This is a genomic window from Halomonas sp. BM-2019 (genome assembly GCF_017584085.1).
The window spans coordinates 2433928-2434263 of the sequence record NZ_CP071922.1 but is presented as its reverse complement, the minus strand read 5'-3'; the positions used below and the strand labels follow the sequence as shown (position 1 = coordinate 2434263).

The following is a 336-nucleotide window of genomic DNA, read 5'->3' as shown; positions in this document are numbered from 1 at the left end:
CCATGACCAGCACCACGCCGATCACCGTCTTGACCGGGAGCTCGAAGTCGAGCAGCTCCACGCCGACGATGATGCCGGCCAGGAAGCCGGTCCAGGTGATGCCGCGGACGATGGTCAGGCGCACCAGGTTGCGGCTGGGGGTAGAGAGGGGCAGTGGCTGGGTTGTGGACATGGCGACTCCGTCGCGATCTCTGCCCCGATGATAACCGATCCGGCGCCTGCAGGCGCCGGCCTCCCCGGTCACGCATGGGCGGGGCTCTGGTAGGCTTAGGGCGGTGTGCCGGCCGGGAGGGAGCCCCCATGAGCCTCGAGCGCTATCTCGCCGCGATCCGCCGC

General features: G+C 69.6%; 1 pseudogene. It reads right to left on the bottom strand.

Features of this window, described 5'->3' with window-relative positions:
• Positions 1-172: pseudogene (locus J5F18_RS12120) on the bottom strand (sensor histidine kinase); the annotation flags it as partial.
• Positions 173-336 lie beyond the last annotated feature (164 nt).